This window comes from Vibrio fujianensis (assembly GCF_002749895.1).
In the GTDB taxonomy this organism is placed as follows: Bacteria; Pseudomonadota; Gammaproteobacteria; order Enterobacterales; family Vibrionaceae; genus Vibrio; species Vibrio fujianensis.
In genome coordinates this window covers 85,673-91,374 of record NZ_NBUS01000040.1, presented here as the reverse complement: position 1 = coordinate 91,374, position 5,702 = coordinate 85,673, and the positions used below count along the sequence as shown (strand labels likewise).

6 protein-coding genes are annotated in these 5,702 nt (G+C 44.6%); 4 read left to right on the top strand and 2 right to left on the bottom strand.

Annotated features, from left to right (window positions below; all coding sequences use genetic code 11):
* The coding region (locus tag B7C60_RS18075) for a transposase (RefSeq protein ID WP_425445496.1) at positions 1-763 on the bottom strand (763 nt) is incomplete at its 3' end.
* Positions 764-785: 22 nt separating this feature from the next.
* Positions 786-1,502: a purine-nucleoside phosphorylase gene (gene deoD / locus B7C60_RS06345; protein ID WP_099610931.1), complete on the bottom strand. Its 717-nt coding sequence runs from the start codon at positions 1,500-1,502 to the stop codon at positions 786-788.
* A gap of 382 nt (positions 1,503-1,884) precedes the next feature.
* On the opposite strand from deoD, the gene B7C60_RS06340 reads away from it, so the two are divergent.
* From B7C60_RS06340 to B7C60_RS06325, 4 genes are all read left to right on the top strand, one after another.
* A complete protein-coding gene (locus B7C60_RS06340; protein ID WP_099610930.1) occupies positions 1,885-2,838 on the top strand; it encodes a YbgA family protein in 954 nt (317 codons plus the stop codon).
* Positions 2,828-3,637 (top strand): MerR family transcriptional regulator, encoded by an 810-nt coding sequence (locus B7C60_RS06335; RefSeq protein WP_099610929.1) that lies wholly within the window; start codon positions 2,828-2,830, stop codon positions 3,635-3,637. The genes B7C60_RS06340 and B7C60_RS06335 overlap by 11 nt, the downstream gene beginning before the upstream one ends.
* A gap of 2 nt (positions 3,638-3,639) precedes the next feature.
* Positions 3,640-5,067 (top strand): deoxyribodipyrimidine photo-lyase, encoded by a 1,428-nt coding sequence (gene phrB / locus B7C60_RS06330; RefSeq protein ID WP_099610928.1) that lies wholly within the window; start codon positions 3,640-3,642, stop codon positions 5,065-5,067.
* A gap of 19 nt (positions 5,068-5,086) precedes the next feature.
* On the top strand, positions 5,087-5,702 hold a 616-nt coding region (locus B7C60_RS06325; RefSeq protein ID WP_245868805.1), incomplete at its 3' end, for a L,D-transpeptidase family protein.

The window sequence follows — 5,702 nt, the reverse complement described above, 5'->3', positions numbered from 1 at the left end:
AATAAGCGGGAGCCACAAAACGGGCAGGAAGGCGATAAGGATCGTGATCGCCGCAACTGGGGGCGTCTTCATTAGCAGAGTAGTTAACGTGTTGACATAAAATATAACCGGTTTTGGCATCGCCAGTGGTGATCCACAATGCACCATTATTGCTCAGGGGTTGCAAAGCGGTATAGTGAGAGGCTAACTGATATGAGTCAGCGTGGTTGACCCAACGTGCATCAATCATGGCTAATTTGCGTCGACAACGGCTGGCAATATGTTCAACATGGTCATAAAACGTTTTAGGGTTAATCGTCAGTTTGCGGCAAATTTCACGCACAGAATAGCCAGTAAACAGTAATCCTAGCAGGCTTTCTTGCAACGCGAGTTTATGATTCGCACCCGACCATTTATCAACGAATGTGGTTTGACAAGCTTTACAGCGATAGCGCTGGCGATCCCCGCTGTAACCGAAGGCATGGTAAAGGTGTTTATGTGTGTGAACCGATAAGCCAAAATTTGTGCAGTCAGTATGGCGACATGCAGGTAAGCCATCGCTATGCAACTGGCGTAGACGATGCAGTTCGTTGAGTACATCGGCATTATTAAGTAAAGGGGGGAAAGCACCACACTCTCGACAAACCATCGTTGGCCGCTTCGGGTTCGCATGTTGCAAAACATAATGTTTTGCATCGCTCAAGCCAAAGTTGTTACACGCCAATGTTTTACAAAAGTTGAGTTGTAAACCCTCAGCCGCCAGCGGTAATTGGTCATTTGGCACGATCGCCCCCTCGGGGTAAAAATTAGAAATCGATGTTGATGGCAGTGTCCAGTGCGATTTGCATCATGTCATGGAACGATTTTTGACGGTCTTCTGAGCTGAGTTTCTCACCACGTAAGATGTGATCGGATACGGTCAGAATTGTCAATGCTCGAGCACCGAGGTCAGCAGCGACACCATAAATGCCTGCAGCCTCCATATCAACGCCTAAGATGCCAAGACTTTTCATTTTTTCAAAAATCTCAGGCTCTGGGGTATAGAATAAATCAGCAGAAAAAACATTACCGACTTTAACCGCGACTTTGTGCGCTCTGGCTTGATTGACAGCGGTTTCAAGTAGATCATAATCGGCAATCGCAGCAAAGTCATGGCCATTAAAGCGAATACGGTTTACTTTCGAGTCAGTAGAAGCTCCCATGCCAATGACAACATCCATCAATTTCACGTCATCGCGAATTGCACCACAGCTACCAATTCGAATAATGTTTTTTACGCCATATTCAGCAATCAGTTCATGGACATAAATACTGCATGATGGGATCCCCATTCCATGTCCCATGACGGAAACTTTTTGACCTTTATAGAAGCCAGTGTATCCGAACATATTGCGTACATCACACACCTGAGTCACGTCATCTAAGTAAGTTTCAGCAATAAATTTTGCGCGTAAAGGGTCGCCTGGCATTAATACCGTTTCAGCAAAAGCGTCTGCTTTTGCATTGATATGTGGGGTCGGCATGGGTTGTTCTCCAAAAGTTAAATAATCAACAGAATACAACTATTTACGAATACTGTTGATGAATGAAAATCGGTTGAGGCAATAATATCGAGCAACACCAAGGCCCCATGAGATATCGGTCACAAAATATAGTGAGTACGAGTTATTTTACCTTATTGATAACTAAATGTGTTGGAATTGGTAGCGCAAGCGATTTGTTGCGACTTAAGCCAATAACATTTAGGCCAACAAGCAGAGCGCATCAAGGGGTGGAACATTCAATGTGTACAGAAAATAAAATTGTATAACATTGAGATACTGTGCTATATCTTATACAAGAATATTTTATGTATAATCTTTTCATCGTTGTTGGTGAATAAGGCTTGGTTGGTCGGGAGGCAATATGACGGTTAAACTCATTCGTGTGGGCATTAGTGCCTGTGTACTTGGTGAACGCGTTCGGTTTGATGCGGGGCACAAAGTGAGCCATTTTGTTACTCAAGAGTTAAGCCCTTTTTTTGATTTTGTCCCTGTTTGTCCGGAAGTCGGGATGGGGTTACCTGTTCCGCGTCCCACTATCCGTCTTGTTGCTGATGAGCAACGTATTGCGCTAGTCGAAACGAAAGACGCGAGTCGCGATCATACCGAAGCCTTGCTACAGTACACCCATAAAAAAATTGACCATCTTCAATCTCAAGCTTTGTGTGGTTACATTGTTTGTGCCAAATCCCCCACGTGTGGCATGGAGCGAGTCAAAGTCTATCGAGATCATGGTGCAGAAAAAAATGGGGTTGGTTTATACACCGAACAATTAATGCAACGTATGCCTTGGTTACCCGTGGAGGAAGATGGGCGACTGAATGATCCGGTGTTGCGTGAGAATTTTATTACCCGTGTGTTTTGTTTACACGATTTTTACCAAAGCTTAGGTGATAACCCAACCGCTGGTAAAGTGGTGGATTTTCACTCGCGATATAAATTGACCTTAATGGCCCATCATCCTACGTCTTATCAACGCTTAGGGCGGTTAGTGGCAAACGTGGCTCAATATCAATTAGCGGATTTTATTCAAGAGTATCGTTTAGAGCTGATGCAAGCCCTGACTTTTCGCGCGAGTCGAAAAAATCAAACCAATGTTCTGATGCATATTCAAGGTTATTTTAAACGTTCACTCACCTCATCACAGAAAGCAGAGCTTGCTCAAGTGATTGATGAATATCGTCGCGGATTATTACCACTTTTGGCTCCTTTAACGTTAATCAAACACTATTTAGCCATGTATCCAGATGCGTACCTTAGCCAACAACGCTATCTAAACCCTCATCCTCAGGAGTTGAAACTACGTTATGGATTGTAAAGAAACCCGTTATGCCATTCGTGAAGTGTCGGAGCTGACAGGGGTTAAGCCTGTCACGTTACGCGCTTGGCAACGTCGCTATAATTTAATTCAACCAAAGCGTTCAGACAAAGGACATCGACTGTACAGCGAGCACGATATCAATACCATTCGTCAAATACAGAGCTGGCTGTTAAAAGGGGTCGCTATTGGCAAAGTAAGCCAGTTACTGCAAGCCAATGAGTTGATCGATGCCGAGTTACCGTTGGAAACCGCGGCAGAGTTGCAAGCGTGTCACCAATTACTGGATGCTTTGGCTCAGTTAAATGGTGTAAAAGCGGCAAATGTGCTTGCTACAGTGATGAAAGAATATCCTTTAGATATTGTTGAAACACAATTTGTACTGCCTGTGATTGAGGCGTTGGAAAAAGTAAAAGGGCCACTGCGATCTTTACAAAAAGGATTATTTAACAGTGTGATGTTGAGTAAGCTATCGAGCATTCTTGAGGCGGAAAATAAAGCCGCTTATAAGGGAAAATGCTTATGTGTTAGTTTTGAGCATGCCGGTCATATTCTCGCGTGGCTATGGGCCGTGAGCTGGGCAGAGAAAGGATATCAGGTGACCTTCATGGAAGGCATTGACGATATTACTGGCTTAGTTGACCATCAAGGTAGTACGAACTATTCAAGCCTTGCATTATTTTCGTATCGTCATTTATCGGATAACCAACGTAAGGCGTTAACCGCGCTGAAAACACAGTTCTCTGAAGCGATCTATTTTTCAGAGGTATTAGCCACTCTGGTAAAACAGGAAGACTAGGAATGAAATTGGTTTGGTTAAGGCGCGATCTTCGCGCTGTGGATAATACCGCTTTACGTTATGCCATCACCAGTACTCAACCGGTTTATGCACTTTATATTGCAACGCCACAACAATGGCAGCAGCATGGAATGGCCGCGATTCAAGCGGATTTAATTTATCGTCGCTTATTTGAATTACAGCAAGAGTTAGCAGCGTTAAATGTGCCACTTCTCTACATCGAATGTGATGATTTTAGCCAGGCGGCTCAAGCGGTGGCAGAGATGTCCGCCGCGCTTGGGGTGGATCAAGTGCTGGTTAATCGTGAGTACGAATACAATGAACAACAACGGGATGCGTTAGCGCAGCGACTGCTCGCCGAACAAGCGATAGAGTGGTGTGATTTTGATGATAAATGTGTGATTCCTCCTGGGCAGGTGTTAACCAAACAAGGGGATTATTTTAAAGTTTTTACCCCTTTTAAACGCGCTTGGCTAACTCAGTTTGTTCCACCGACGATTTTAACCACCCCTGTCGCGCAAAAGGTTAAAGTACCAGAGGCTTATCGTGCTTATGTATGGAGTGAAGCACAGCCTTTTACCTATCCACGTTACACGAGTGAGCAATGGCCGGTCGATTTTGATGCAATACGGCAACAGCTTCGTCAATTCTGTCAGCATAAGGTGGATGAATACCATCAACAACGCGACTATCCCGCCCAAGAGTATACCAGTCGCCTTTCTGCTTATCTGGCTATTGGGGCCCTTTCTGCTCGCCAATGTCTTGCTCGACTCTATACGCAATCGACTGGCGGCGTGCTTTCTGCGGGGGCTGATATGTGGATGAGTGAATTAGTGTGGCGAGAGTTTTATCAACATTTAATGGCATTTGAAGCCAAACTTTCACAAGGAAAAGACTTCCACTCTTGGGCGGCTCAACTGGTTTGGTACAATGATACCGCTGCATTTGAGCGCTGGTGCGAAGGACAGACGGGGTTTCCTATTGTGGATGCCGCCATGCGTCAGCTTAAACAAACGGGCTGGATGCATAATCGATTAAGAATGATTGTGGCGAGTTTCTTAACTAAAGATCTACATATTGATTGGCGTTGGGGAGAAGATTACTTCATGCGTCATTTGATCGATGGCGATTATGCGTCAAATAATGGAGGCTGGCAGTGGTGCGCATCAACTGGATGTGATGGCCAACCTTATTTTCGAATTTTCAACCCAATTACTCAAGGTGAAAAGTTTGACCCCAATGGCCAGTTTATTCGCCAATGGGTTCCTGAATTAGCTCATGTGCCGCTCACTTATTTGCATTCGCCGTGGACATGGTCTGAATTTAATCTGATGTCATACCCATCGCCAATGGTTGATCATAAAGTACAAAGAGAAGTAACCTTGCGTTTATACAAAGAAGCCAAAGAAATGGAGAATGGTATTGCGTAATGGGTTGATATTTTTGCTGATGTGGTTGAGTTATGCGACGACCAGCCAAGCGACAGTTTATGATTTTCCTAAAGAAGGAAGCCGTTTGGTTGGCCGTATGCAATACCATGTGGTTAGCCAAGGAGAAACTCTTGCCAACATTGCTAACCAGTATGAAGTGGGTTTTTTGGCTTTAATGGCAGCGAATAAAGGGGTTGATCCTTTTCTGCCTGCCGAAGGCAGTGTTTTAACCATTCCGTCGCAAATGATTTTACCTGATGTGCCATATGAAGGCATTGTGATTAATTTAGCGGAATTACGCTTGTATTACTTTCAACCTGAGCAGCGTCAAGTGCATATTTTCCCTGTTGGCATTGGCCGCATTGGTCGTGATACACCCGAAATGGAAACCTATATTAGTCAAAAGCGACCGAATCCAACATGGACACCCCCTCAATCTATTCGTCATGAGTATTTGCAGCGAGGCATTGAGCTGCCAGCGGTGGTACCGGCCGGGCCCAACAACCCACTCGGCGAATACGCGATGCGTTTAGCTTATGGTTCTGGAGAATATTTGATTCATGGCACCAATAAAGATTTTGGCATTGGTATGCGGGTCAGTGCTGGATGTATTCGGATGGAGCCTAAAGATATTG

Bases quoted from the DNA above. Each gene is read 5' to 3' on its own strand.
- deoD (WP_099610931.1), bottom strand. From the start codon at position 1,502: ATGCCGACCCCACATATCAATGCAAAAGCAGACGCTTTTGCTGAAACG.
- B7C60_RS06340 (WP_099610930.1), top strand. From the start codon at position 1,885: ATGACGGTTAAACTCATTCGTGTGGGCATTAGTGCCTGTGTACTTGGT.
- phrB (WP_099610928.1), top strand. From the start codon at position 3,640: ATGAAATTGGTTTGGTTAAGGCGCGATCTTCGCGCTGTGGATAATACC.
- B7C60_RS06335 (WP_099610929.1), top strand. From the start codon at position 2,828: ATGGATTGTAAAGAAACCCGTTATGCCATTCGTGAAGTGTCGGAGCTG.